The organism is Daejeonella sp. AP26 (assembly GCF_056680515.1).
Genome location: NZ_CM155286.1, coordinates 284,826 through 310,879, shown reverse-complemented (window position 1 = coordinate 310,879; position 26,054 = coordinate 284,826). Strand labels below are relative to the sequence as shown.

24 protein-coding genes and 5 tRNA genes are annotated in these 26,054 nt (G+C 41.1%); 7 read left to right on the top strand and 22 right to left on the bottom strand.

The features are described from left to right. Positions 1–19 precede the first annotated feature (19 nt). Positions 20–781: a DUF72 domain-containing protein gene (locus AC1MCB_RS01265; protein ID WP_479966929.1), complete on the top strand. Its 762-nt coding sequence runs from the start codon at positions 20–22 to the stop codon at positions 779–781. Between the two features lie 64 nt (positions 782–845). Here the strand turns inward: AC1MCB_RS01265 and AC1MCB_RS01260 are convergent, their stop codons facing one another. Continuing rightward, entirely contained in the window at positions 846–1,247 is a 402-nt protein-coding gene (locus tag AC1MCB_RS01260) for an RNA-binding S4 domain-containing protein (protein WP_479966928.1), read from the bottom strand. Positions 1,248–1,326: 79 nt separating this feature from the next. On the opposite strand from AC1MCB_RS01260, the gene AC1MCB_RS01255 reads away from it, so the two are divergent. From AC1MCB_RS01255 to miaA, 6 genes are all read left to right on the top strand, one after another. After that, complete coding sequence (locus AC1MCB_RS01255; RefSeq protein ID WP_479966927.1) at positions 1,327–2,145, top strand: 2,3,4,5-tetrahydropyridine-2,6-dicarboxylate N-succinyltransferase; 819 nt, start codon at positions 1,327–1,329, stop codon at positions 2,143–2,145. A gap of 16 nt (positions 2,146–2,161) precedes the next feature. Beyond that, entirely contained in the window at positions 2,162–3,313 is a 1,152-nt protein-coding gene (locus AC1MCB_RS01250; protein ID WP_479966926.1) for a glycosyltransferase family 4 protein, read from the top strand. Beyond that, positions 3,306–3,872 carry an L-threonylcarbamoyladenylate synthase gene (locus AC1MCB_RS01245; protein WP_479966925.1) on the top strand — a complete coding sequence of 189 codons (567 nt, stop codon included), beginning with the start codon at positions 3,306–3,308 and terminating at the stop codon, positions 3,870–3,872. The genes AC1MCB_RS01250 and AC1MCB_RS01245 overlap by 8 nt, the downstream gene beginning before the upstream one ends. Positions 3,873–3,983: 111 nt before the next feature. After that, positions 3,984–5,396, top strand: a complete 1,413-nt coding sequence (locus AC1MCB_RS01240) for a CCA tRNA nucleotidyltransferase (RefSeq protein WP_479966924.1) — start codon at positions 3,984–3,986, stop codon at positions 5,394–5,396. Positions 5,397–5,483: 87 nt separating this feature from the next. After that, positions 5,484–6,107 carry an IS1096 element passenger TnpR family protein gene (locus AC1MCB_RS01235; RefSeq protein ID WP_479966923.1) on the top strand — a complete coding sequence of 208 codons (624 nt, stop codon included), beginning with the start codon at positions 5,484–5,486 and terminating at the stop codon, positions 6,105–6,107. Positions 6,108–6,143: 36 nt separating this feature from the next. Next, on the top strand, positions 6,144–7,076 hold the full coding sequence (gene miaA, locus AC1MCB_RS01230) for a tRNA (adenosine(37)-N6)-dimethylallyltransferase MiaA (protein ID WP_479966922.1): 933 nt from the start codon (positions 6,144–6,146) through the stop codon (positions 7,074–7,076). Here miaA and AC1MCB_RS01225 read toward each other — a convergent pair. From AC1MCB_RS01225 to AC1MCB_RS01125, 21 genes are all read right to left on the bottom strand, one after another. Continuing rightward, on the bottom strand, positions 7,036–7,728 hold the full coding sequence (locus AC1MCB_RS01225; RefSeq protein WP_479966921.1) for a potassium channel family protein: 693 nt from the start codon (positions 7,726–7,728) through the stop codon (positions 7,036–7,038). The genes miaA and AC1MCB_RS01225 overlap by 41 nt on opposite strands. Before the next feature lie 3 nt (positions 7,729–7,731). After that, positions 7,732–8,046, bottom strand: a complete 315-nt coding sequence (locus tag AC1MCB_RS01220) for a DUF3467 domain-containing protein (protein ID WP_479966920.1) — start codon at positions 8,044–8,046, stop codon at positions 7,732–7,734. A 235-nt stretch (positions 8,047–8,281) separates the two neighbouring features. Beyond that, a complete protein-coding gene (gene rpoC / locus AC1MCB_RS01215; protein WP_479966919.1) occupies positions 8,282–12,568 on the bottom strand; it encodes a DNA-directed RNA polymerase subunit beta' in 4,287 nt (1,428 codons plus the stop codon). 94 nt (positions 12,569–12,662) lie between these two features. After that, positions 12,663–16,472, bottom strand: coding sequence for a DNA-directed RNA polymerase subunit beta (gene rpoB / locus AC1MCB_RS01210; RefSeq protein WP_479966918.1), 3,810 nt, complete (start codon positions 16,470–16,472; stop codon positions 12,663–12,665). Between the two features lie 151 nt (positions 16,473–16,623). After that, complete coding sequence (rplL, locus tag AC1MCB_RS01205) at positions 16,624–17,001, bottom strand: 50S ribosomal protein L7/L12 (RefSeq protein WP_479966917.1); 378 nt, start codon at positions 16,999–17,001, stop codon at positions 16,624–16,626. Between the two features lie 60 nt (positions 17,002–17,061). Then, positions 17,062–17,580 (bottom strand): 50S ribosomal protein L10, encoded by a 519-nt coding sequence (rplJ, locus tag AC1MCB_RS01200; protein ID WP_479966916.1) that lies wholly within the window; start codon positions 17,578–17,580, stop codon positions 17,062–17,064. 2 nt (positions 17,581–17,582) lie between these two features. Continuing rightward, a complete protein-coding gene (gene rplA, locus AC1MCB_RS01195; protein ID WP_479966915.1) occupies positions 17,583–18,278 on the bottom strand; it encodes a 50S ribosomal protein L1 in 696 nt (231 codons plus the stop codon). A gap of 22 nt (positions 18,279–18,300) precedes the next feature. After that, entirely contained in the window at positions 18,301–18,744 is a 444-nt protein-coding gene (gene rplK, locus AC1MCB_RS01190) for a 50S ribosomal protein L11 (RefSeq protein ID WP_479966914.1), read from the bottom strand. Between the two features lie 153 nt (positions 18,745–18,897). After that, complete coding sequence (gene nusG / locus AC1MCB_RS01185) at positions 18,898–19,440, bottom strand: transcription termination/antitermination protein NusG (RefSeq protein WP_479966913.1); 543 nt, start codon at positions 19,438–19,440, stop codon at positions 18,898–18,900. Positions 19,441–19,451: 11 nt separating this feature from the next. Then, positions 19,452–19,646: a preprotein translocase subunit SecE gene (gene secE / locus AC1MCB_RS01180; RefSeq protein ID WP_479966912.1), complete on the bottom strand. Its 195-nt coding sequence runs from the start codon at positions 19,644–19,646 to the stop codon at positions 19,452–19,454. A 17-nt stretch (positions 19,647–19,663) separates the two neighbouring features. Beyond that, positions 19,664–19,734 (bottom strand) — tRNA-Trp (locus AC1MCB_RS01175). 116 nt (positions 19,735–19,850) lie between these two features. After that, positions 19,851–21,038 carry an elongation factor Tu gene (tuf, locus tag AC1MCB_RS01170; protein ID WP_479966911.1) on the bottom strand — a complete coding sequence of 396 codons (1,188 nt, stop codon included), beginning with the start codon at positions 21,036–21,038 and terminating at the stop codon, positions 19,851–19,853. A 54-nt stretch (positions 21,039–21,092) separates the two neighbouring features. After that, a tRNA-Thr gene (locus AC1MCB_RS01165) sits at positions 21,093–21,164 on the bottom strand. Between the two features lie 103 nt (positions 21,165–21,267). Then, positions 21,268–21,340, bottom strand: a tRNA-Gly gene (locus AC1MCB_RS01160). Positions 21,341–21,377: 37 nt separating this feature from the next. After that, positions 21,378–21,461 (bottom strand) — tRNA-Tyr (locus tag AC1MCB_RS01155). An 82-nt stretch (positions 21,462–21,543) separates the two neighbouring features. Next, a tRNA-Thr gene (locus AC1MCB_RS01150) sits at positions 21,544–21,616 on the bottom strand. Positions 21,617–21,819: 203 nt separating this feature from the next. Continuing rightward, positions 21,820–22,161, bottom strand: a complete 342-nt coding sequence (gene hpf, locus AC1MCB_RS01145; RefSeq protein WP_479966910.1) for a ribosome hibernation-promoting factor, HPF/YfiA family — start codon at positions 22,159–22,161, stop codon at positions 21,820–21,822. Positions 22,162–22,174: 13 nt separating this feature from the next. Beyond that, entirely contained in the window at positions 22,175–23,077 is a 903-nt protein-coding gene (locus AC1MCB_RS01140) for a tyrosine-type recombinase/integrase (protein WP_479966909.1), read from the bottom strand. A gap of 72 nt (positions 23,078–23,149) precedes the next feature. Then, on the bottom strand, positions 23,150–23,341 hold the full coding sequence (gene rpsU / locus AC1MCB_RS01135) for a 30S ribosomal protein S21 (protein WP_479966908.1): 192 nt from the start codon (positions 23,339–23,341) through the stop codon (positions 23,150–23,152). Between the two features lie 249 nt (positions 23,342–23,590). Next, the gene (locus tag AC1MCB_RS01130; protein WP_479966343.1) at positions 23,591–24,814 is read right to left on the bottom strand and encodes an IS256 family transposase; all 1,224 of its coding nucleotides are present in this window, start codon (positions 24,812–24,814) and stop codon (positions 23,591–23,593) included. Between the two features lie 400 nt (positions 24,815–25,214). Then, the gene (locus tag AC1MCB_RS01125) at positions 25,215–26,048 is read right to left on the bottom strand and encodes a hypothetical protein (protein WP_479966907.1); all 834 of its coding nucleotides are present in this window, start codon (positions 26,046–26,048) and stop codon (positions 25,215–25,217) included. Between the last annotated feature and the right edge of the window lie 6 nt (positions 26,049–26,054).

The window sequence follows — 26,054 nt, the reverse complement described above, 5'->3', positions numbered from 1 at the left end:
TGTCATAACATCTATTGCTATGATATCATGGAAGACAGGATGCTCAGGCTTTCACTATAAGCACTGGAAAGGGTTCTTTTATCCCAGTGATCTTGCCCAAAGCAAATGGTTTGAGTTTTACTGTGGGTATTTCAACACAGTTGAGCTGAATTCCACATTTTACCGATTCCCCAAACTGACATTCTTAGAAAGTTGGCATAAGAGAAGTCCTTGCGACTTTGTATTCGCTATAAAAGCTCCCAGACTCATCACGCATTATAAGCAGTTTCATAATGCGGATCAGCAATTGAGCGATTTCTATTCGGTAATTTCGGACGGACTTAAAGAGAAACTTGGTTGTATATTATTCCAGCTTCCGCCGCGCACCGCTTTCACCACTGAACGTCTTGAAAGAATTATTGATAGTCTAGACCCAAACTTCAACAATGTGTTGGAGTTTCGTCACCTGAGTTGGTGGGTGGCTGAAGTGTACGAAAAGCTAGCAAAAAATAATATTACATTTTGCGGGATGAGTCATCCGCAATTACCTGAGGATGTTATCCAGAATAACGCACTGTTATACTACCGTTTTCACGGAGTGCCCGAATTGTATAAATCGGAGTATGGTAAAGAAGTATTAAAGACATTCATAGAGGAAATCAAATCGGCTGGAAAAGTGAAACAAGCGTTTATCTATTTCAATAATGATATCGGCTGCTCAGCTATTACCAATGCAAAACAGATGCAGGAGATGGTAGCTAAGAATAAGAAACTGAAACAAATTAAGAAGGCAAAATTATAAATCGGGACTAGCCAGCCTTGATCCTGCCGATCGCACATGTTTTATTCTTAATTACTAATACTTCTTAATTATCTTCATCAAACCATCCATCCTGCAGGTCGTCAATTTCGCGCCGGTCTTTTTTGGTAGGTCGTCCGGCTCCCCTATCGCGGGCGAGATTAGGTGAAAGGAAAGCTGATTTGTAAGCGTGTGTTTCTTCCTCCGGAGTAAGATCTTCGTAAAAATTAATAGCTGTTTTCGCATCTACCCGACGCTCAAGTAATCCGGAAACTTTAATTACTTTTTTTTGCGGACCTTTCTGAACTGAATACACCTCACCAATTTTCACAATATGTGACGGCTTTGTATTTTGCCCATTTATTTTAACGCGACCTGCTTTACACGCTTCCGTTGCCACACTTCGGGTCTTGAAGGCTCTAATGGCCCATAAATACTTATCTACTCGTAATTTTTCCGCTTCTGCCATTAGGCTCAAATTTACATAACTAATCAGGTTCGGTGTAATAACTGCCGGAAAATCCTTTAATTTGTTCAGAATATAAATTATGACGACGGAACTAAAGAAACTTATAGAAGATGCCTGGGATGACCGTACGGTTATTACTTTTAAAGAGTACCGGGATGCTATCGAACGGGTTATACATAATCTCGACCTGGGAACACTTCGCGCTGCAGAGCCAATTGGGACGCGCTGGCATGTGAATGAATGGGTTAAAAAAGCAGTTATACTATACTTTCAGATTCGCGAGATGAAAGAAATTAAGGCTGGCCCATTTGTTTTCCATGATAAGATGAAACTGAAAACCAACTTCAAAGACGCTGGCGTTCGTGTGGTTCCGCATGGTTTGGCTCGCTATGGCTCCTACTTAGCGCCTGGCGTTATACTGATGCCATCTTATGTTAATATTGGCGCCTATGTAGGTGAAGGCACCATGGTTGATACTTGGGCAACGGTTGGTTCCTGCGCTCAGATAGGCAAGCATGTCCACTTAAGCGGCGGCGTCGGGATTGGCGGTGTTCTTGAACCCATTCAGGCTTCTCCTGTGATTATTGAAGATAACTGCTTCATTGGTTCCAGGGCCATCGTTGTTGAAGGGGTTCGTGTTGAGCAGGAAGCTGTTTTAGGTGCTAACGTTGTATTAACCGCTTCCACTAAAATTATTGATGTTTCAGGTGAAGAGCCTATTGAATATAAAGGAGTCGTACCGGCACGTTCGGTAGTCATTCCAGGCTCTTATACCAAGAAATTCCCTGCCGGTGACTTCCAGGTTCCATGTGCTTTAATTATTGGTCAGCGGAAAGAGTCAACTGATAAGAAAACGTCCCTGAATGACGCACTGCGCGAAAATAACGTGGCAGTTTAAGCTAATCGCTTAGGGGATGAAACCGGAAAGTTCCGATGCCATGATCATTGGATTTGATGGAAAGCGCGCCGCTCAAAATTTCACTGGGCTTGGAAATTACAGCCGTTATATTATCGAGATAATGGCTAGATACTTTCCCGTCAATCAATACATGGTGTATTCACCACGAGAACCTGATGAGCAACGAGTCGGTTATTTTAAAAGTCTGCCATCTGTATGGTTTCGCCATCCGCAAAACTCCGTACTTAAAACTTTTTGGAGAAGCTTTGGGATTTCAAAGGATTTAAAAAACGACGGAATAGATGTTTATCACGGCCTGAGTAATGAAATTCCTTTTGGAATTAAAAAAGCAGGTATCCCAACCGTGGTTACCATTCACGACTTGATCTTTTTAAGGTATCCACATTATTATCCCTGGTTAGATCGCCAGATGTATAAATTTAAGGTTAAATATGCTTGCAGGAATGCTGATCATATTATCGCAATAAGCGAACAAACCAAACGGGATATCGTCAATTTATTCAAGATCCCGGAAAGTCGGATAGACGTTATCTACCAGAACTGCCACGAAGTATTTCGACAAGACATTTCGACGGAGAAACTGCAAAAGATCAAACTAGAGTATAATCTTCCAGAACAGTATCTGTTGAACGTGGGCACCATAGAATCGCGGAAAAATTTATTACTTATAGTCAAAGCGCTGAAATACATCCGGGCAGCTATCCATTTAGTAGTAATTGGGAAAGAAACGGCTTATTCAAAGATCATCAAACAGTACATAGAAGAAAACGACTTGAGCACCCGGGTACATTTTTATAGAAACGTGCCCCTGCAAGATTTACCTCCAATTTACCGACAGGCAGCGATGTTCGTTTACCCTTCGAGGTTTGAAGGTTTTGGTATTCCGATAGTGGAAGCACTGCACTGCCAGATACCTGTGATAGCTGCTACCGGTTCTTGCCTTGAGGAAGCTGGCGGTCCGCAAAGTATATATGTCAATCCGGATGATGAGAAAGCGTTATCTGGTGCAATGAATATGATATTAAATGATCCAATCAAACGAGAACAAATGGTGAGTTCGGGCTCACAATATATCAAACGATTCGACGATCAAGTGATAGCGATCAAACTGATGAATATCTACCAAAGAATAAAACGTAATGCTTAAAGAAGAAGTTGAAAAAGCGCTCATCGTATTGAAGGAAGGCGGAATTATTCTCTATCCGACCGATACAATCTGGGGCATTGGCTGCGATGCGTGCAACCAGGAAGCGGTTGATAAGATATTTAAACTAAAAGGTCGTAATGAGGCTAAAAGCATGATCGTACTTTTAGACACAGAGAGTAAACTTCCTTCCTATGTGCGCGAGGTGCCGGATATCGCCTATGACTTGATTGAATATGCGGAACATCCATTGACTATCATTTATTCGGGAGCTAAAAATCTCGCACCAAATACAATTGGACAAGATGGCTCCATCGGCATTCGTATTACTCACGACGATTTTAGTAAACAGTTGATACAGCGCTTCAAAAAGCCAATTATCTCCACTTCGGCTAACTTGAGCGGACAGCCATCGCCAGCCAATTTTCATGAGATCAGTGAAGAAATAATTGAGGGTGTCGACTTGGTGGTTAACTGGAAACAGGATGATCCGAGTGTCAAAAGGCCATCAACTATAATGAAATTAGAACCGGATGGACGTTTTGTTTTCCTTAGAAAATAACGCCATGTATTGACCTTATTTAAGTCATTTGAAAGATTACTTGAAAAATCCCCAGAATATCCTGTCCTTTGGGCATTCCAATTCCTTTTCTTTAAGAGAGGCCGAGGCCTTATGAAAGCACACTTACAAAATCCACTCTTTAAACAACTTTCAAAACTCGCCGAAGAAACCCAGACGGAAATCTATGTGATCGGCGGCTTTGTTCGTGACATATTTTTGAAACGCGCGTCTAAAGACATCGATATCCTGGTAATTGGAAATGGGATTGAGTTTGCCGAAGCTGCCGGAACAGTACTTCAAAGTAAAGTGTCCATCTTCAAAAGCTTCGGAACCGCAATGCTCAGACACGGACAACTGGAGATAGAGTTCGTGGGCGCCCGAAAAGAGTCTTACCGGTCGGATTCCCGAAAGCCAATTGTAGAGAATGGCACTTTACAGGACGATCAGCTACGGAGGGATTTTACGATTAATGCAATGGCGCTTTCTCTGAACTCAGAAAGCTTCGGCCAGCTTGTTGACCCATTCAATGGAATCGATGATCTGGATCAAAAAATCATCCGCACTCCGCTGGATCCCGCAGAGACCTTTTCCGATGATCCACTGCGGATGCTCAGAGCCATCCGCTTTGCTACCCAACTTCATTTTAGTATTGATGAATCAGCGTTAAAGGCTATTAAACAGAATAGTGAACGGATAAAAATAGTATCCGCAGAGCGGATCACTGATGAATTAAATAAAATAATATTAGCACAAAAGCCGTCTGTAGGGTTCAAGCATCTATTTGACACCGGGCTTCTGCATCAATTCTTCCCGCAGATGGTGGCGCTGTATGGTGTTGATGTTATTGATGGGCACAGTCACAAAGACAATTTTTACCATACCCTTCAGGTGCTGGATAATATATCCGAGCATACTACTGATTTATGGTTGCGTTGGGCAGCTATTCTTCATGATATCGCCAAGCCTGCAACTAAACGTTTCGAAAAGGGAATCGGTTGGACGTTCCATGGCCATGAAGATAAGGGAGCCCGAATGGTACCAAAAATATTTGCTCAACTAAAGCTTCCTTTAAATGAGAAAATGAAACTCGTACAGAAGCTCGTGGCCTTACATTTGAGACCTATTGTTCTGGCAAAGGACATTGTAAGCGATTCCGCGGTTCGACGGTTACTTTTTGAAGCAGGCGACGACATAGATAGTCTAATGCTTCTTTGCCACGCCGATGTCACAACCAAGAACGATTTCAAGGTTAAAAAATACCGAAGGAACTTTGAACTGGTTAAGCAAAAACTGAAAGACGTTGAAGAACAGGACCAGATACGTAACTGGCAACCTCCTGTAAGCGGAGTGGACATAATGAATGCTTTTGGAATTAGGGAAGGTAAAGAGGTTGGTATCATTAAGAACCAGATCCGGGAAGCAATATTAGAGGGTGAAATTAAGAACTCTCGCCATGAAGCCTTGATTTTTATGCTTAAAAAGGGCGGTGAGTTGGGGCTTGTTCCCGTAACCTCCTCTAAATAAGCAGAATTAAAACTTTATTGAAATATAATCGTTATTCGATTTTTCGAAACAGTAATTTCGCATGTTTTTATAGAATAAACGCAGGAAATGGCCATTTACAGATTTAAAGTTTCTTTTGAAGATTACGACGATGTGGTTCGCGAAATTGACATAAAGTCAAATCAAACCTTTGAAGATCTGCATCACGCGATTCATCAGTCAACAAAATATAACCCAGAAGTTTCGTCTTCATTTTATGTTAGCAATGACCATTGGATCAAGGGGCAGGAAATAAGCTTTTTGCCAAGTGAACGAAAAGTAAATAATGGTGTGGTTCTGATGAGTAACTCGAAACTGAGTGCATTTATTGATGATCCGCACCAGAAATTTTATTACACCTATAACTTCGAGCGGCCGTTCGACTTTCATATTGAGCTGATCAAAATATTATTAAATGATGAGCCTGGTAAAACGTATCCTTATGTAGTACGAAGTTCTGGAGAGGTGCCTCGTCTCGCAGGAACAGGTCTTGTCCCTCCAGTATCGGTTCCTGGCTCCGAAGATTTCGACTTCTTAAATGAGATGGAATATAACACCACTGATCCTGAAGAACTATCAAACATGAGCGATCTGGGTATCTCTGACGGCGCAGAAGAAGATGAAGAAGAGGAGGCTGATGAATTTTCCAATGAAGGGTTCGATGAAGAGGATCTTCAGAAAGACGATTTTTAAGCCAGCCTTTGAAAATAAATCTTTCTATATTCTCTGATGGTCTGGTCCAATAAAACGCTGATTGTTATTGTCGGGCCAACAGCCATCGGTAAAACAGATCTTGCTATTAAATTGGCTCAGCATTATCATACTGAAATCATATCTGCTGATTCACGCCAGTTTTTTAAAGAGACATCAATCGGTACTGCCAAACCTTCAGAGCAAGAGTTGCAAACAGTAAAGCATCATTTCATCAACTCGCACAGCATCGATTCGCCTTTCAGTGTGGGCGACTTCGAAAGACAGGCTAATCTCTTGTTAGAAAAACTTTTTAAGGAACATGATGCTGCCATTTTAGTAGGTGGGTCAGGTCTGTATATTCAAGCTGTCTGCGAAGGGTTTGATGATATACCTAAAGCCGCGGATGGGGTGAGGGAAAAGTGGAACAAGGTTTTTGCTGAGGAAGGTATTGCGGCACTACAAGAAGCTTTAAACGGCGTAGATCCAGAATATTATCGGGAAGTAGATAAAAGTAATCCGCAACGATTGATCAGAGCCCTGGAAGTATATGACACTACAGGCAAGCCATTTTCATCTTATCGTATCAAAAAGATTAATCCCCGCCCCTTTCATATAATTAAAATCGGGCTTGACATTAAACGCGACGAACTTTATGAACGTATTAACCACAGGGTTGATATAATGTTAGAGAATGGACTACTTCAAGAGGTTAATGCCCTATTACCCAGTAGAAATCTAAATGCATTAAATACAGTAGGTTACTCAGAACTTTTCGAATATCTGGAAGGGAACATTTCTATGGAAAAAGCGGTTGATAAAATAAAGCAGAATACCCGAAGGTTCGCAAAGCGTCAACTTACTTGGTTCAAAAGGCACGAGGATATAAAGTGGTTTAAACCTGGAGAGACAGAAAAGATAATCGAATTTATTAATCAATCAATTCTTCGGCATCCCCTGCCCGAGGGGTGAAAAAATTAAAGAATAAGATCAAAAATGCCATTGTACTTATTATTTGAAGAATCACAATCTGTTTGCCTGCGGAGGTTGTGGGATAGAGGTCCCCGTATCCAACAGTAGCACCAGTTACAAAACTGAAATATAATGCGTCAATCCAATTCGCAACTGGATGACTGAGAAAATCCCCAGCCGCATAAATAACCCCAAAAGATCCTATTACTTCAATGAAATTGAGAAAAAGTAAAAGCAAGGATCGTTTGTGCGTCCTTTGATGGTTGTGTTCCGGAACAAATATCTTATAGAAGATATATAGATACGTTTCTAAGAGCAGATACATGTTAATAATGTATAGCCAGTTGTGATGCCATAGTTGAAAGTACAGCATAAAAAAGGGCATCGCTGTCTTAAACAATACGAACACTTCTCCCGCAACTTTTTGAGTCTGATAGGTAGAGTTTCTAAAGAGGTAATCAATATAGATCCCGGGAAATAGCAGCTTAGAAGTTACCAGAAAAAGCCTGAAAATCCTTTCGATACCAAAATCATAGTACCTTCTGCTATTCCATACATTTTGGATTCTTTGCGCATGAGAGATCGGCTTGGACCGAATCTCTGGCTTCGGTTCAGCATTTCCATATACAAGTTTTATAAAATGCTGTCTCACTGCTTATGCCTGCGCTGTAGGTCCTCCAAAATTCATAGGAAAGGCTTTAGATTCATCGATGATTTTGATTCGTCCATTAACCGCCTCAAATTTTTCGATATTATCCTCCAACGCCCGCATAAAGCGTTTTGCATGTTCAGGAGTTAAAACAATCCGCGATTTAACACGTGCTTTTGGCACTCCTGGCATGACCCGTATAAAATCCACTACAAACTCAGTATTTGAATGTGTTATTATAGCCAGGTTGGAGTATGTTCCTTCCGCTACCTCCTCTGATAATTCAATATTTAACTGGTTTTCGATATTTTGTTCTTCCATGAGGTAAAATTAAAAAAGTCCGGATTGAAAAGAAGATTTTAGAAAAAGTATTATTAACGCTCTATTTACCCTATCACAGTTCATTTGAAGAATGCATCAGGGAATTCGAAAAAAGGCAAATAAATGTATTGACTGCCTTTGTACTAACTGGCTCAATAATAAATCTATAAAAATAACCGCATAAAAAAAAGTCCTCCGGTTTATGGGAGGACTCTTTTAAATATTAGTTTGAGGATTACGCTTCTACTTCTTCTTGTTTTGAAGCTAATAGCTTATCGTATTCTTCCTGAGAACCAACTATGATCCGCTCGTAATGACGTAAGCCAGTTCCTGATGGAATCAGGTGACCTACGATTACGTTCTCTTTCAAACCTAAGAGGTTATCACGTTTTCCGCTGATAGCCGCTTCGTTTAATACTTTGGTAGTTTCCTGGAAGGAAGCCGCAGAGATAAATGATTTAGTACCAAGAGATGCACGTGTTATACCTTGCAACATCTGGCTTGAAGTTGCAGCAATTGCATCGCGTGCTTCTACAAGTTTCATATCCTTACGTCTTAAAATAGAGTTTTCATCACGTAACTTACGAACTGAGATGATCTGTCCAGCTTTAAGATTAGTAGAATCACCAGGCTCGGTAACTACCTTCTTGTCATAGATCTCGTCATTTTCTTTTTGGAAGTCCCAACGATCAACAAGTTCTTTTTCAAGGAAACGGGTGTCCCCAGCATCTTCGATCATCACTTTCTGCATCATTTGGTGAACAATGGTTTCAAAGTGCTTATCGTTGATCTTCACACCCTGCAGACGGTAAACTTCCTGAATACCATTTACAAGGTATTCCTGAACCGCTGCCGGACCCTTGATATTAAGAATATCAGCAGGAGAAATGGAACCATCAGATAATGGCATACCAGCTTTCACGAAGTCATTATCCTGAACAAGGATGTGCTTAGAAAGAGGAACCAGGTACTTCTTGATTTGCCCGTCTTTTGACTCGATGGACATCTCACGGTTACCACGTTTAACACCAGCTAAAGTTACAACACCATCAATCTCGGTCACTACCGCAGGGTTAGATGGGTTACGTGCTTCAAACAACTCGGTCACACGTGGTAGACCACCTGTAATATCTCTTGTTTTCCCGGTTGACCGAGGGATCTTAACAATCACCTGGCCCATTTTCACCTTCTCACCTTCATCCACTGCAATGTGAGCACCAACTGGAATATTATAACCTTTCAACCCGTTTCCAGCCTTATCAGCTACGCGGATAACCGGGTTTTTAGTCTTATCACGTGTATCAATAATTACTTTCTCGCGGTGACCAGTTTGCTCGTCAGATTCCTCACGGAATGTAACGCCTTCAATGATTGATTCAAACTCTGCTTTACCTTCAAACTCGGAGATAATAACCGCATTGTACGGATCCCAGCTACAAATACGATCGCCTTTAGAGATTTTCTCCCCATCCTTCACATACAGATTCGCTCCGTAAGGAATGTTGTTAGCCATGATCATTTTGTTGGTTCCAGGCTCAATAATCCGGAACTCACCAGAACGACCTAATACTACTTCAACCGGCCCTTCTTCTGTTTCGTGACTAACTGTACGAACGTTTTCAAATTCAATGATACCATCAAACTTCGCATGAATCTGAGATTCTGCTGCAATGTTAGATGCGGTACCACCCACGTGGAAAGTACGAAGTGTTAACTGTGTACCAGGCTCACCAATTGACTGAGCTGCGATAACACCAACAGCCTCTCCCATTTGCACACGTTTACCGGAAGCAAGGTTACGGCCATAGCATAAGCTACACACACCACGTTTGCTTTCACAAGTTAATACGGAACGGATTTCAATTCCTTCAAGTGGTGAATTCTCAATTCTATAAGCAATCGCTTCTTCAATATCTTCCCCAGCTGACACTAACAATTCGTTTGTTAATGGATCATAAACGTCATGTAAAGTAGTACGACCCAGTATACGATCAAATAATGGTTCAACAACATCCTCATTATCTTTCAACGCTGTGGTGAAAATACCTCTTAAAGTTCCGCAATCCACTTCCCCCACGATCATATCCTGAGCAACATCATGTAAACGACGGGTTAAGTAACCAGCATCAGCTGTTTTCAAAGCCGTATCCGCTAAACCTTTACGCGCACCGTGAGTAGAAATGAAGTACTCCAATACAGACAACCCTTCCTTAAAGTTAGACAGAATCGGATTTTCAATAATCTCGCCACCCGAACCTGATTTTTGAGGCTTAGCCATCAATCCACGCATTCCGCAAAGCTGACGAATCTGCTCTTTTGAACCACGCGCACCTGAATCAAGCATCATGTACACCGAATTGAAGCCCTGGTTATCATTTGAAAGGATATCCATTACATTGGCCGTCAAACGATTGTTGATACGAGTCCAGATATCGATGATCTGGTTGTAACGTTCGTTATTGGTGATGAAACCCATGTTATAGTTACCCATAACTTCCTGAACCTCTTTGGTAGCCTGAGCAATCAGCGTTACTTTCTCATCAGGAATATTAAGATCCTGAAGATTAAACGATAATCCACCCTGGAATGCCATTAAGAATCCCAATTCTTTGATATCATCAAGGAACTGAGCGGAACGAGCCATACCGGTTATTTTTACTACCTCACCAATAATATCACGAAGCGATTTCTTAGTAAGCAGCTCATTGATAAAGCCTACTTCTTTCGGTACGTGTTGATTAAACAACACACGACCTACTGTAGTATCAATGATCTTATTAACTATCGATCCGTCTTTCTCTTTCACATTGGTTTTCACCTTGATGAAAGCATGAAGATCAATCATTCGCTCATTGTAAGCGATAATTACTTCTTCAGCTGAGTAGAAAGTTTGATCTTGTCCTTTTACCACACGACCAGCATCTGTTCTTCGGCCTTTAGTAATATAGTACAGACCCAAAACCATATCCTGAGAAGGAACAGTAATTGGAGTACCGTTTGCAGGATTCAAAATGTTATGCGAAGCCAACATCAGCATTTGGGCTTCCAGGATTGCAGCATTACCTAAAGGTAAATGCACTGCCATCTGGTCACCGTCAAAATCCGCGTTAAATGCCGTACACACTAACGGATGCAACTGAATCGCTTTACCTTCTACCAACTTAGGCTGGAAGGACTGAATACCTAAACGGTGTAACGTAGGTGCACGGTTTAATAATACCGGGTGACCTTTTAATACGTTCTCAAGAATATCCCAAACGATTGGATCTTTACGATCCACAATTTTCTTAGCTGATTTCACGGTCTTTACAACACCACGCTCAATCATCTTACGAATAATGAACGGTTTGAAAAGCTCCGCGGCCATATCTTTAGGTAAACCGCACTCGTGTAATTTCAAGTTTGGTCCTACAACAATTACAGAACGTGCTGAATAATCCACACGCTTACCTAATAAGTTCTGACGGAAACGACCTTGCTTACCTTTCAGAATATCTGAAAGTGATTTCAGGGCACGGTTACCCTCTGTTTTAACAGCGTTTACTTTACGTGAGTTATCAAATAATGAATCCACAGCTTCCTGCAGCATTCTTTTTTCGTTACGTAAAATAACTTCCGGTGCTTTAATCTCGATCAAACGCTTTAAACGGTTGTTACGGATAATCACACGACGGTATAAATCATTTAAATCAGAAGTAGCAAAACGACCACCTTCCAAAGGAACTAACGGACGTAATTCAGGTGGAATTACAGGAACGATCTTAACGATCATCCACTCCGGGTTATTCTGAATACGTGTATTCGCACCACGGAAAGCCTCAACAACCTGAAGACGCTTTAACGCTTCATTTTTACGTTGTTGTGAAGTTTCGTTAGCTGCCTGGTGACGAAGATCATACGACTGCTGATCTAAATCTAAGCGGCTTAAAAGATCCTGTAAAGCATCAGCACCCATCTTAGCGATGAATTTCTGTGGATCTTTATCGTCTAAATACTGGTTTTCTTTTGGTAAGGTATCCAGAATATCAAGGTATTCTTCCTCTGTCAGGAAATCCATCCTGTTAATTCCGTCAGCTTCTTTAATACCAGCCTGGATAACTACATAACGTTCATAATAAATGATCAGATCCAGTTTTTTAGTAGGCAAGCCTAATAAATAACCAATCTTATTCGGCAATGAACGGAAGTACCAGATGTGTGCAACAGGAACCACCAAGTTGATGTGTCCCATACGCTCACGACGTACTTTTTTCTCGGTTACTTCAACACCGCAACGGTCACAAACAATACCCTTGTAACGAATACGCTTGTATTTACCGCAATGACATTCGTAATCCTTTACAGGACCAAAAATGCGTTCGCAGAACAAACCATCCCGCTCGGGTTTGTAAGTCCGGTAGTTAATTGTTTCCGGTTTTAACACCTCACCGCTTGATCGCTCCAGGATTGACTCCGGAGACGCCAAACTAATGGTAATCGAGGTGAAATTACTTTTGATTTTATTATCCTTTTTGTAAGACATAGCTCTTTTTTTGGAGTATCAGGTATCAGGTATCAAGTAATAAGATTCAGGCAATGCCCCGTCTTGCTACTTGATACTTTATACCATATACTATTTAGTCTAACGTAATATCTAAACCTAATCCTCTTAACTCATGAACCAATACATTGAATGATTCAGGAACTGAAGGTGTTGGCAGGTTTTCACCCTTAACAATCGCCTCGTAGGTTTTTGCACGTCCAACCACGTCATCAGATTTAACAGTTAAGATTTCCTGAAGGATATTAGCAGCACCGAATGCCTCTAATGCCCAAACCTCCATCTCACCAAAACGCTGACCACCGAATTGTGCCTTACCACCTAATGGCTGTTGGGTGATTAAAGAGTACGGTCCGATTGAACGGGCGTGCATTTTATCATCAACCATGTGACCTAACTTCAGCATGTAGATAATACCTACTGTAGTCTGCTGGTCAAAACGATCTCCGGTTAAACCATTGTATAAATATGTACGACCAGAAGCCGGAACACCTGCTTTAGCAACCCATCCTTCTACCTCATCATGGCTTGCACCATCAAAAATAGGAGTAGCGAATTTCATCCCCAGCTCCTTACCAGCCCATCCTAAAACGGTCTCGTAGATCTGTCCAAGGTTCATACGCGATGGTACACCAAGTGGGTTTAGCACAATATCTACCGGAGTTCCATCTTCCAGGAACGGCATATCTTCATCACGAACGATACGGGCAACAATACCCTTGTTACCGTGACGACCAGCCATTTTATCACCCACTTTAAGCTTACGCTTCTTAGCGATGTAGACTTTAGCCATCTGAACGATACCTGATGGAAGCTCATCCCCTACCGAGATTGCAAACTTATCACGCTTATAAGCACCAAGCTCTTCGTTCAACTTGATGTTGTAGTTGTGAAGAGTTTGTTTGATCAGCTCATTTTTATCTTCATCAGTTGTCCATTTAGTTGGGTTAATGTTAGAATACTCTAACTCAACTAAAACTTTCTGAGTGAATTTAACACCTTTTGCTACCAGTAACTCTTTGTAAACGTTGAAAACGCCTTGTGAAGTTTTACCGTTAACGATGGTGAATAACTTGTCGATTAATGATTCCTTAAGTTCCTTGGTTGCCTTGTTATGACGAGCGTCCAATTTCTCGATCAATGCCTTTTCTTCGGCCTTCGTGGTTTTCTTAGCACGTGAGAATAACTTAGTATCGATAACCACACCGTGAATAGACGGCGGAGTTTTTAAGGAAGCATCCTTCACATCACCGGCTTTATCACCAAAGATTGCACGAAGCAATTTTTCTTCAGGTGAAGGATCAGATTCTCCTTTTGGAGTGATCTTACCGATCAGAATATCCCCTTCTTTTACTTCAGCTCCAACACGAATAATACCGTTCTCATCAAGGTCTTTAGTAGCCTCTTCTGATACGTTAGGAATATCCGGTGTCAATTCTTCCTCGCCACGTTTTGTATCACGCACTTCAAGTTCGAATTCCTCAATGTGTAAAGAAGTAAAGATATCTTCAGAAACTACACGCTCAGAGATAACGATCGCATCCTCAAAGTTGAAACCTTGCCATGGCATGAACGCCACTTTCAAGTTACGACCTAAGGCTAATTCGCCATCTTGAGTTGCATATCCTTCGCAAAGAACTTGTCCTTTTTCAACTTTCTGACCTTTCTTAACGATCGGCTTCAAGTTAATACAAGTACTCTGGTTAGTTTTCTTGAATTTGATCAGACGGTAAGATTTAACCTCACCTTCAAAAGAAACCAAAACATCATCATCATTACGTTCGTAACGGATTTTGATCTCATTAGCATCTACGTATTCAACTACACCATTTCCTTCTGCATTGATCAGGGTACGAGAGTCACGAGCCACACGGCCTTCCAATCCGGTACCAACAATTGGCGCTTCCGGACGTAATAAAGGCACAGCCTGGCGCTGCATGTTCGATCCCATCAATGCACGGTTAGCATCATCATGTTCCAGAAATGGAATAAGTGAGGCTGCAATAGAAGTGATCTGGTTTGGAGCGATGTCCATTAAATCAAGTTTCTTAGGCTCAATTACCGGGAAGTCACCTTCGTAACGTGCTTTAACATGAGGAGTGGCGAAAACACCATTGTCATCATACTGAGCATTTGCTTGTCCGATTGTTTTTCCTTCTTCATCCTCAGCTGATAAATAAATTACCGGCTCTTCAACAACTACACGACCATCGTCAACCTTACGATAAGGAGTTTCGATGAAACCTAAGTTGTTGATCTTCGCGTGAACGCAAAGAGATGAAATCAGACCAATGTTTGGACCCTCGGGTGTTTCAATAGTACATAAACGACCGTAGTGAGTGTAGTGAACGTCACGAACCTCAAAACCTGCACGCTCACGTGAAAGACCACCAGGACCTAAAGCTGACAGACGACGCTTGTGCGTAATCTCTGCCAGAGGATTGGTTTGATCCATGAACTGTGATAACTGGTTAGTTCCGAAGAACGAGTTGATCACAGAAGAAAGTGTACGTGCATTAATCAGATCCGTTGGCGTGAACACTTCGTTGTCACGGATGTTCATCCGCTCACGAATTGTTCTGGCCATACGTGCTAAACCTACACCAAACTGAGCGTATAACTGCTCACCTACTGTACGCACCCGACGATTTGACAAGTGATCGATATCATCCACTTCTGCTTTAGAGTTGATCAACTTGATCAGGTACTTAACAATCGCGATGATATCCTGCTTGGTTAATACTTTCGTTGCAACAGGGGTATCTAATTTCAATTTACGGTTGATACGGTAACGACCAACATCTCCTAAATCATATCTTTTATCCGAGAAGAATAAACGGTCGATGATACCACGAGCTGTTTCTTCATCAGGCGGTTCAGCGTTACGTAATTGACGATAGATATGTTCTACCGCTTCCTTCTCAGAGTTCGAAGTATCTTTTTGTAGTGTATTATATATAATGGTATAATCACCGCTGTTGATTGCGTCATCCTTAGTTAAAATAACCGTTTTAACGCCAGCCTCGATGATCAGATCAATATGTTCGTCCTGAAGGACCGTTTCACGTTCCATAATGATCTCATTACGGTCGATTGAAACTACCTCACCAGTGTCTTCATCAACAAAATCTTCTACCCACTTTCTCAATACCCTCGCGGCAAGCTTACGGCCAATGAATTTCTTCAAACCAGATTTACTTACTTTAACCTCATCAGCTAATTCAAATAATTCAAGGATGTCCTTGTCATCAGAATAACCGATAGCACGAAGTAACGTGGTAACCGGGAATTTTTTCTTACGGTCAATGTAAGCATACATCACGTTATTTACGTCAGTTGCAAACTCGATCCAAGAACCTTTAAAAGGAATAACCCGGGCAGAATATAACTTAGTACCGTTCGTGTGACGGCTTTGGCCAAAGAACACTCCCGGTGAACGGTGAAGCTGGGATACAATTACCCGCTCCGCGCCGTTAATTACAAATGTTCCTTTTGGAGTCATGTATGGGATAGTTCCCAGGTATACATCCTGAACAATTGTTTCAAAATCCTCGTGCTCTTCGTCGTTACAAGAAAGACGAAGCTTCGCTTTTAACGGAACACTGTGTGTTAAACCACGTTCTATACATTCCTGTATATCATAACGCGGCGGATCAATGAAATAATCCAGAAATTCTAAAACGAAGATATTCCGGGAATCAGAGATCGGGAAGTTTTCTGAAAACACCTTAAACAGACCTTCCTGGTGACGGTTATCTGAGGTTGTTTCTAGTTGGAAAAACTCCTTGAAAGATTGCAACTGCACATCCAGAAAGTCTGGATAATCCAACACATGCTTACTGGTAGCAAAATTTACTCTTTCGGTGTGCTTATTTTTGTTTGCCAAGGGAATGAGAATTTAGTTTAAAAAATAAACTGTGACTTTTTTTGCGGGTTAAACCGGCTTTGTAAGTCAAACAAAAATGGGAATGATAGAAATGGCAATAGACCCCGACGAAAATCGGGGTCTAAATGACCATTTAATATTGTAATTAAGATTACTTAATTTCAACTACAGCTCCTGCTTCTTCTAATTGTTTTTTCAGGCTTTCTGCCTCAGCTTTGTCAACGCCAGTTTTAACTTCTTTAGGTGCGCCATCCACTAAGTCTTTAGCTTCTTTCAAACCTAATCCGGTTAAATCTTTCACTAATTTAACTACCGCTAATTTAGCGCCACCAGCTTCTTTTAAGATTACATCAAAAGCAGTTTGCTCAGCCGCAGCAGCAGGTGCATCAGCGCCAGCAGCAGGACCAGCAACAGCAACAGCTGCAGCAGGCTCAATACCATACTCATCTTTTAATATTTGAGCTAATTCGTTAACTTCTTTTACTGTTAAGTTTACTAATTGCTCAGCAAACGATTTTAAATCTGCCATTTTATTTAAATTTTAAAATTCAATTCTTTGTTTTAATTCAATTCGAACTTTAGGTGTTCGTTAACCTCTTTCTTGTAATGTTTTAACGATTCCTGCCAATTTGTTACCACCTGACTGTAAGCCTGATATAACGTTCTTAGCTGGAGATTGCAGCAATGCAATGATATCTGCTACTAATTCTTCCTTAGATTTAAGGTTCACTAATGCATCTAACTGGTTATCACCGATAAATACTGCTGAATCAATGTAAGCTGCTTTCAGTACAGGCTTATCACCTTGCTTTCTAAGTTGTTTGATCAGCTTAGCCGGAGCGTTTGCTGCTTTAGAAAACATAATAGATGATGAGCCTTTAAGTACATCATACATTTCACTATAATCACCATCAGCAGCTTCCATAGCTTTTCTGATCAATGAGTTTTTAGCTACTTGCATTTTGATATCGCTCTCAAAACATTTACGACGGATAGCATTTACTTTTGCAACTGTCAGGTTTGCCGTATCGGTAATATAAAAATTACCGTACTCCTTAATCTGCTCGGTTAAAGCTAAAACAACTTCGTGCTTTTCTTCTTTTCTCATGATTAAACCCCCGCTGATTTAGTTTCAATTTCAATTCCAGGACTCATCGTCGACGACATGTGAATGCTCTTGAAATAAGTTCCCTTAGCAGCTGATGGTTTTAATTTAGAGATCACTGAAATTAATTCCAAAGCGTTCTCATAAATTTTGTCAGCATCAAATGATACTTTTCCGATAGAAGCATGGATGATACCTGTTTTGTCAACCTTGAAATCGATCTTACCTGCTTTAACCTCAGTAACTGCTTTTCCAACTTCTGGAGTTACAGTTCCTGACTTAGGATTTGGCATCAGGTTACGCGGACCTAAAATACGGCCCAGCTTACCCACTTTTGCCATCACACTAGGCATGGTAATAATGATATCAACGTCAGTCCATCCACCTTCAATTTTGGCAATATATTCATCCAGACCCACGTAATCTGCACCTGCTGCCTTAGCTTCTTCTTCCTTATCAGGAGTACATAAAACTAAAACACGGACAGTTTTACCGGTTCCATGAGGAAGTGTGGCAATACCACGTACCATTTGGTTCGCTTTACGCGGATCTACGCCTAAGCGTACATCCAGGTCTACCGAAGCATCAAATTTAGTAGTAGTAATATCTTTAACCAAGGCAGAAGCCTGATTTAATGGATATGCTTTACCTTCCTCAATTTTGGAATGTGCCTTTTTTTGATTCTTTGTTAATCTAGCCACTTCTTAAACTGATTTGTGTTAATTAATTGTTCCAGGGCGCACTACCGCTAACGGTAATTCCCATACTGCGTGCTGTGCCCGCAACCATTTTCATGGCTGACTCTACAGAGAATGCATTCAAGTCGGTCATTTTATCTTTCGCAATAGACTCAACCTGCTCCCAGCTTACGCTAGAAACTTTTTTACGGTTGGGCTCTGCAGAACCACCCTTTAAACCTGTTGCTTCTAATAACTGGATAGCTACAGGAGGAGTTTTAATGATAAATTCAAAAGACTTGTCAACATAGACAGTAATTACAACAGGCAATACTTTACCAGGTTTATCCTGAGTACGAGCATTAAACTGCTTGCAAAATTCCATAATGTTAACACCTTTAGCACCCAATGCAGGTCCTACCGGTGGTGATGGATTAGCAGCGCCGCCTTTGATTTGTAATTTTACTAACGCACCGACTTCTTTTGCCATTTTACTTAATTTATTTATTACTCAATGTTAATAGTGGAAGCATGTAACATTTAAGATCTTTATAGTACTTAGTATTTAGTACATAGTAGTTAGAGTATAATATTCCTAGTATCCGAGGGCAGTTAGTACTAAGTACTACCTACTAAATACTATCTACTCCTTCTCTACCTGCATATAATTCAACTCAAGTGGCGTTCTTCTGCCGAAGATCTTCACCATTACCTTAAGTTTCTTTTTCTCTTCATTTACTTCTTCAATCACGCCGGTAAATCCGTTGAATGGTCCATCCATTACTTTAACGTTTTCACCAACATAGTATGGTACGTTCATGGATTCGCCCTGAACGGTCATCTCATCTACTTTTCCCAAAATACGGTTAACCTCTGCCGGACGCATCGGAACAGCATTCCCGGACTTATCTCCCAAAAAGCCGATAACGCTATTAATTCCCTTAATAACGTGTTCCAGCTCGCCATTCAACGCAGCTTCAATTAGTACGTAACCTGGGTAAAAATTGCGCTCCTTTGCAATCTTTTTGCCATCACGCATCTGATAGTATTTTTCCATTGGTATTAAAACCTGTGGAATTAATTCGGAGATACCTAAACGGTTTATTTCTGCTTCTAAGTATTGCTTAACCTTTTTTTCTTTTCCGCTTACTGCTCTAACCACATACCATTTCAATTGATCACTCATTATTATGCTATTTAGGCGAGAGAATTATAGAACATCTTAAGGGCATTACCAGCAGTTTCGTCCATTGCCAATATTAGCAATGAAATGATAACCGAGGCAACCAACACCAATACTGCTGAATTTTGCAACTCCAACCAGGTTGGCCAGCTTACTTTTTGAGTCATCTCAATGTATGACTCTTTTAAATACTCTACTACGTTAGCCATGTTTTGTTTAGCGTAAGCACGGGCACAAGGATTCGAACCCTGATCAAAGGTTTTGGAGACCTCTATTCTACCATTGAACTATGCCCGTGTATATATTAAGCTTAGTCCTTAATCATTCAAAACCAAGCTCGTTAATTATAAGAAAACATAAGTCCACACAAAGGCGGACTTATGTTATCCAATTAACCTTATTCTGAAATTTTATTATTTTAAAATCTCAGTTACTTGTCCGGCACCAACTGTTCTACCACCTTCACGGATAGCGAAACGAAGACCTTTCTCCATTGCAATAGCGTTGATCAACTTTACAGTGATGGTAACGTTATCACCTGGCATAACCATTTCTACACCTTCAGCTAGTGAAATCTCACCAGTAACGTCTGTAGTACGGAAATAGAATTGCGGACGATATTTGTTAAAGAACGGAGTGTGACGACCACCCTCAGCTTTCGATAATACATAGATCTCAGCTTTGAAATCTGTGTGAGGCGTAACAGAACCTGGCTTACAGATAACCATACCACGACGGATATCAGTTTTCTCAATACCACGTAATAATAAACCTACGTTGTCACCAGCTTCACCTCTGTCTAATATTTTACGGAACATCTCAACACCTGTAACAACAGATTTTAAGTTTTCAGCTCCCATACCTAAAATGTCAACCTGCTCACCTGAGTTGATAACACCTCTTTCGATACGACCAGTTGCAACAGTACCACGACCAGTGATCGAGAATACGTCTTCAACAGGCATCAAGAAAGGAAGCTCAGTCAAACGTGGAGGAATTGGAATATAAGAATCTACTGCAGCCATAAGCTCGAGAATCTTTTCAACCCATTTCGGATCACCGTTTAATCCACCCAAAGCAGAACCTTGGATTACCGGAATGTCATCACCTGGATATTCGTAGAATGATAATAATTCACGAATTTCCATTTCAACAAGCTCTAACAATTCAGGATCATCAACCATGTCTACTTTGTTCATAAACACAACTAACGAAGGCACACCAACCTGACGAGCCAATAGGATGTGCTCACGGGTTTGTGGCATTGGACCATCAGTAGAAGCAACTACTAAAATTGCACCATCCATCTGAGCCGCACCAGTAACCATGTTCTTCACGTAATCCGCGTGACCTGGACAGTCAACGTGAGCATAGTGACGAGTTTGAGTTGAATACTCCACGTGTGCAGTATTAATCGTGATGCCTCTTTCTTTTTCTTCCGGAGCAGAGTCAATTGATTCAAATGAACGTGCCTCAGAAAAACCTGCATCAGATAACACTTTAGTGATAGCTGCAGTTAAGGTTGTTTTACCGTGGTCAACGTGACCGATAGTACCGATGTTTAAATGCGGCTTACTACGGTCAAATTTTTCTTTTGCCATGTTTATTATACTTATTATTAGGTTAATTTAATTGTTATTATAATTAAAATTTTGAGCCAACTATGGGAATTGAACCCATGACCTCTTCCTTACCAAGGAAGTGCTCTACCGCTGAGCTAAGTCGGCTTATTTCGTTATTTGTAGCTTAAGCCTGCTTGCGGGCAGAAAGGTTACAGTTTTCAAAACAGAAAAAACTTCACACGGCCAATGCCGGCTGCCAAATATTAAGAGCGGAAGACGAGGTTCGAACTCGCGACCTATAGCTTGGAAGGCTATCGCTCTACCAACTGAGCTACTTCCGCTTAATCAACGTGCTAATTAGCTAATTTGCTAATTTGATGGTGGGGGGAGAAGGATTCGAACCTTCGAAACCGAAGTAACGGATTTACAGTCCGTCCCATTTGACCGCTCTGGAATCCCCCCTGTTGATTTACGATTGTCTGGATATTAGATTTACGATCGGAAAAACCGTAAATTATAATTCCAAAATCGTAAATCTCATCTGAGCCTCCTATCGGGATCGAACCAATGACCTACTGATTACAAGTCAGTTGCTCTACCAGCTGAGCTAAGGAGGCTAAATGCTACATCTTTAATTATTTTTCAATCCTTAAAGAACAACCCTTTCTTCTTATCAAAAACATTAGTTGATGACCTTTCCGTAAGGGAATGCAAATCTACAAAAAATAAGAGCTGAACAAAATTTTTTGAAAAAAATTTTCGGCAGCTTTTTCAACTGCCGAAAATCCATTGAAATGCAGATAAATAAAACTGCTAGCAACTACAGCCCTTCGCTTGGAATGGCTATCTCTTTATGATTGCTCATTTTTGAGCGTAACTTGTCTTTATGCTTGTCTACCTGGCGGCGTAACGACTCAATTGCTTTATCCGTTGCCTCTTCGAAGGTTTTGCATTGTTCTTTCGCAAATAAATCGTTACCCGGGATTAATATCTTAATTTCCGTTATCTTATTTTCTTCATCTTCAGTATTTTCTAATTTCAAATAAACCTCACCACTTATAATCTGATCAAAAAACTGATCCAGCTTATCTACTCTTCGTTGGATAAAATCCAGCAGCTTAGCATCTGCTGTAAAATGAATCGATTGCACTCGGATTTTCATGTTTCCTCCTTTTTTAGGCCTTTGGATGGGCTTGTTTATAAATTGTTTTTAATCTTTCCACAGAATTATGAGTATATACTTGCGTAGCAGCTAAACTGGCATGTCCTAATAGCTCTTTGATAGCATTCAGATCAGCACCGTTATTCAGCAAGCTCGTTGCAAAAGTATGTCGCAATACGTGTGGGCTCTTTTTATCGTTGGTAGATATGTTAGTCAAACAAGATTTCACTATACGATAAATGTGTTTAGGATAGGTCGAATTACCAGTATTGGTAACGATTAACACTCCAGTATTGTTATCAAATTTTATTGTTTTTTTTATCTCAATATATTCATTAATTAAATTGAGCAGGGTGTTGTTTACCGGAATCAAGCGCTCCTTATTGCGCTTGCCCAAGACTTTAATCTGGCTGTTGTAAACATCTACATCCGATTCCTTTAATGTAATGAGTTCAGCAGAGCGTATACCTGTCCCAAACAAAATCTCTACTACCAAAAGGTCTCTGAGCTTGGCAAAGTCGATTTCACCAACCATATTATCTGTTTTTCTGGCTGATTCCTGGTCTAACCAGATACCCAGTTTCTTATCCTCAACCACTACGGGTAAACGCTTTGCGGTTTTCAGCGATTGAATCCTTAGCATTGGGTTTGCAGAAACCGCTTGTTCACGAAGTAAGAACTTGTAAAATGATCGTAAAGTAGAACCTTTACGATTAATAGATCTGCTATCCGCACCTTTATCCATCATCTCTACCATCCACGAACGGATATGGGTGTGAGAAGCTTCCTGAATTTCTATTTCAAGTAAATTAAGGAAACCGGCAAACTGATCAAGATCTTTTTGGTAGGCAGCAATGGTATGGGCAGAATACCTTTTTTCGAATTGAAGATACCTTATAAAACGTTCTGTAAACATGAAAAACTATTTGCACATCACCTAAGGGTGAAGGTACAAATAGTTTTAATCGTATTATAAGAATAAAGGAAATTAAACAGTTTCCTGATTTAATCCTTGCTTGTAAATCGCCTTTTTAACAGCAGTTCTACGAGTGATGGATTTTTTCTCGTACGCCTGGCGGCTACGAAGTTCTTTTAAAACTCCTGTTTTTTCGAACTTCTTTTTAAAGCGTTTTAATGCCTTGTCTAATGATTCGCCGTCTTTTACGTTGATAATGATCATGGTTAAAAATACCTCCTCTCGTTTTCTGGATTGCAAATGTAAGAAAAAGTGTAAGAATATGAAAAGCTATTTTCATTAACTTTCAACTTAGAACAGCTCCACCATTCCTGCAAACCCTGTTCGTTTCATTCTACTAAATCCGTACGATACCTGGCTTTCACCTTTACATTTTTTAGGGTCTGTAAAATGAACTGTGTCATTTGTTGTGAGCCCCTGGCCCCACCAAAGGGCCAAAGGGGCGGTTACCAATTAGCTCAAATCTAATTTCATTCTCTCGGGAAACCAAATCGCCAACTTCTGAGCGGTCTGCGCCCAGTTGGGAAGTGCTAAGGTCCATCGTTCACTGATTCTGTTTTGAGCCAGGTAGATGAGCTTCAACAGGGCCATATCGGAGGTAAAAGCCCCTTTGGTCTTGGTTACTTTACGAAGCTGCCGGTGAAAAGCCTCAATCGCATTGGTGGTGTAAATCATCTTTCGAATCGCCAGATCATATCGGAAATAGGTGGATAGCTTGGGCCAGTTTCGCCGCCACGAGTCGATCACCTTCTCATATTTCTTGCCCCATTGTGCTTCCAGATCATCCAGTCGCAGCTCGGCTAGGTCCAGGGTAGTGGCCTGATATACGGGCCTTAAACTCTTCATGAACTCCGGTTTATCCTTGGTGGCTACGTACTTCAGGCTGTTGCGAATCTGGTGAACAATGCAACTTTGTATTTCCGTTTTGGGAAAGGCTGCCTGAATGGCTTCCGCAAATCCATTCAGGTTATCGATACAGGCAATCAGGATGTCCTTCACACCGCGGTTTTGCAGATCGGTCAATACCGATAACCAGAAGTTAGCTCCCTCACTGTGAGAAATATACATGCCCAGCAGTTCTTTCCGGCCATGCCGGTTGATCCCCAGGATATTATAGACCGCACGCGAGACGATCTGATAATCTGCTTTCACTTTGTAGTGCATGGCATCCAGCCACACAGTCGTATAGAGCTCATCCAGAGGACGCGACTGCCATTCCTTCACCTGCGGAATGATCTTATCGGTAATGGCCGATAAGGTACTGTGGCTGATATCCGTATCGTATATGGCCTTAATATGACTGGAAATATCCCGCAAACTCATTCCGGTGCTATACATGCATAAGATTCTCTCCTCCAGGCTTTCGGCCAGAATAGTTTCCCGCTTTTTGATGAGCTGAGGTTCAAAACTGGAGGAGCGGTCCCGCGGAGTATCGATGCTTAGGGTGCCGCTACCGGTCCTGATCTGCTTACTGGTTTTGCCGTTCCGGCGGTTCCCGGACTGGCGTTCACCCTCATCCAGATGACTTTCCATCTCAGCCTCCAAAGTTGCTTCCAAAAAACTTTTTATCAAGGGTGCAAAGGCACCCTCTCTTCCAAACAGGGACTTGCCCGAACGAAATTGCTCAAGGGCTTTCTTTTTCATTAACTCGTAATCGAGTTCCTCTTTCTTATTCATAATAAACTGCGGCTAAAGTATGTTTTTTACTTTTTGACACAGTTCATTTTCCACTCTCATTTTTTCCGAACTTTCCTTCGAATTACTAATAGGATGACTATATATTAACTATGTACTAACAAGGTGCTTATTATATCATGATCGAAGGATCACATAGTAAGCACATAGTAAGCACATAGTAAGCGGAACACGAGATAGGGAGATGATTAGTTCTGCTGCTTTAACAGATTGCGGTGTTTTACAGGGCGTAAAACTATATAAGGCGCCCTCACCTCCCGGTAGCTTTAATTGTTCTTCTTAATTCTAGATTGCTGGTATAAGATACAGAGTGGAAGACCACCTCCCCTTCCACTTATCTACTTATATAAGGTCGGGTCGAGCAAGGGGATTTACAAGATTTCTAACCTCGACTTCGATTTAAATACTTCAGCTTATTTGCTTCACTGAAGACTATTCGAAAGCCTCGTCGACTTCTATGGAATTGCCCGCGCTTGTAAACAACGTCCCAATCAGGAATACTTTTTATCACTCTGATGGTCTCCCGATCATACTTACGTGGACAGCCTGGCATGATCTCTACACTATCAACAACTCCGTGCTCATTAGCGGAGAAATATGCCACAACCCGGATCGCCTTCTTGCTGGTCTCCGGTAATTTTGACCAGTCAATATTGGAATAAATAAACTCCTCAAGCTTCTTCTCATTCCCATTGTAAACTGATGGTCTGGATTTAGCATTGTCGTACATAACTGTACCGATCAACCTGCCCTTTTGAAATTTCAGCTCCAGCTCCTTTTCATAAATCGAATTATATCCCATGTGAACATAATAGAGTCGCTTTCCCTGTGGGGCTATTACCGTGTCGGTAAACCAATCTGCCTTAACCTTACCATCGGCATACTTGCTGCCAAATAATTCCTTTAAGTCTGCTTTAATGCCGTCCTCATAAAAGCAACAACTAGCTATTTCCTTTAAATATAGATTCTCGTCTTCGATGATCCAGGTAGCTTGATACCCTCTCCAGCAACCAGTAGTCCAACAGGCCCCTCTTCCATTGAAGAAATCTGGTCTCGATAAACCATTTCGATAAAGTTGTTCAAGCGGATTTGCGAACAATGCGAGTGTATCTCCTTGATAAATTAATCTGTCGGGAGCTTGTCCAGTTCCAAAAACCACTTTGCAAGGCAGCGTCAGGAGAATTATTAGAATGGTTGCTTTAACACTTTTCAACATGGCTGT

Excerpts from the sequence above, each read along its gene's own strand:
- AC1MCB_RS01265 (WP_479966929.1), top strand. The coding sequence starts at position 20 with ATGATATCATGGAAGACAGGATGCTCAGGCTTTCACTATAAGCACTGG.
- AC1MCB_RS01260 (WP_479966928.1), bottom strand. The coding sequence starts at position 1,247 with ATGGCAGAAGCGGAAAAATTACGAGTAGATAAGTATTTATGGGCCATT.
- AC1MCB_RS01255 (WP_479966927.1), top strand. The coding sequence starts at position 1,327 with ATGACGACGGAACTAAAGAAACTTATAGAAGATGCCTGGGATGACCGT.
- AC1MCB_RS01250 (WP_479966926.1), top strand. The coding sequence starts at position 2,162 with ATGAAACCGGAAAGTTCCGATGCCATGATCATTGGATTTGATGGAAAG.
- AC1MCB_RS01245 (WP_479966925.1), top strand. The coding sequence starts at position 3,306 with ATGCTTAAAGAAGAAGTTGAAAAAGCGCTCATCGTATTGAAGGAAGGC.
- AC1MCB_RS01240 (WP_479966924.1), top strand. The coding sequence starts at position 3,984 with ATGAAAGCACACTTACAAAATCCACTCTTTAAACAACTTTCAAAACTC.
- AC1MCB_RS01235 (WP_479966923.1), top strand. The coding sequence starts at position 5,484 with ATGGCCATTTACAGATTTAAAGTTTCTTTTGAAGATTACGACGATGTG.
- miaA (WP_479966922.1), top strand. The coding sequence starts at position 6,144 with ATGGTCTGGTCCAATAAAACGCTGATTGTTATTGTCGGGCCAACAGCC.
- AC1MCB_RS01220 (WP_479966920.1), bottom strand. The coding sequence starts at position 8,046 with ATGGAAGAACAAAATATCGAAAACCAGTTAAATATTGAATTATCAGAG.
- rpoC (WP_479966919.1), bottom strand. The coding sequence starts at position 12,568 with ATGTCTTACAAAAAGGATAATAAAATCAAAAGTAATTTCACCTCGATT.
- rplL (WP_479966917.1), bottom strand. The coding sequence starts at position 17,001 with ATGGCAGATTTAAAATCGTTTGCTGAGCAATTAGTAAACTTAACAGTA.
- rplJ (WP_479966916.1), bottom strand. The coding sequence starts at position 17,580 with ATGAGAAAAGAAGAAAAGCACGAAGTTGTTTTAGCTTTAACCGAGCAG.
- rplK (WP_479966914.1), bottom strand. The coding sequence starts at position 18,744 with ATGGCAAAAGAAGTCGGTGCGTTAGTAAAATTACAAATCAAAGGCGGC.
- nusG (WP_479966913.1), bottom strand. The coding sequence starts at position 19,440 with ATGAGTGATCAATTGAAATGGTATGTGGTTAGAGCAGTAAGCGGAAAA.
- secE (WP_479966912.1), bottom strand. The coding sequence starts at position 19,646 with ATGGCTAACGTAGTAGAGTATTTAAAAGAGTCATACATTGAGATGACT.
- tuf (WP_479966911.1), bottom strand. The coding sequence starts at position 21,038 with ATGGCAAAAGAAAAATTTGACCGTAGTAAGCCGCATTTAAACATCGGT.
- hpf (WP_479966910.1), bottom strand. The coding sequence starts at position 22,161 with ATGAAAATCCGAGTGCAATCGATTCATTTTACAGCAGATGCTAAGCTG.
- AC1MCB_RS01140 (WP_479966909.1), bottom strand. The coding sequence starts at position 23,077 with ATGTTTACAGAACGTTTTATAAGGTATCTTCAATTCGAAAAAAGGTAT.
- rpsU (WP_479966908.1), bottom strand. The coding sequence starts at position 23,341 with ATGATCATTATCAACGTAAAAGACGGCGAATCATTAGACAAGGCATTA.
- AC1MCB_RS01130 (WP_479966343.1), bottom strand. The coding sequence starts at position 24,814 with ATGAATAAGAAAGAGGAACTCGATTACGAGTTAATGAAAAAGAAAGCC.
- AC1MCB_RS01125 (WP_479966907.1), bottom strand. The coding sequence starts at position 26,048 with ATGTTGAAAAGTGTTAAAGCAACCATTCTAATAATTCTCCTGACGCTG.